This window comes from Chromohalobacter sp. HP20-39, assembly GCF_033052815.1.
Classification (GTDB): Bacteria; Pseudomonadota; Gammaproteobacteria; order Pseudomonadales; family Halomonadaceae; genus Chromohalobacter.
In genome coordinates, this window is the sequence record NZ_JAWHTP010000585.1 from 1 (window position 1) to 279 (window position 279).

The following is a 279-nucleotide window of genomic DNA, read 5'->3' on the forward strand; positions in this document are numbered from 1 at the left end:
TGGCCGTCCACCAACTTGGTCAAAATGGCACGATTTGCGCTCTCAATACTTTGCGGAAAAGCCTCATTCAACGCGAGATGCGCCTCCTCCACCGTCCTGGCTAGATGAGTCTTCGCATCCTGCATGCGAGCCGCCATGTCGTGCTTGAATCGGTCTAGCTGCGAAGTGAGCATTGCAAACTTGCTCCGCAACAGCTCCTGGGCAGCCAAGCCATCCGAAAGCTTGGACAGGATTGTGCCTTGCGTCTCCTGAATCGCTTTAGGAAACGCTGCAGCCAGA

General features: G+C 55.2%; 1 protein-coding gene. It reads right to left on the reverse strand.

Annotation, left to right across the window (positions count from 1 at the left end):
* The coding region (locus RVY79_RS19275) for a hypothetical protein (RefSeq protein ID WP_317466172.1) at positions 1 to 279 on the reverse strand (279 nt) is incomplete at both ends.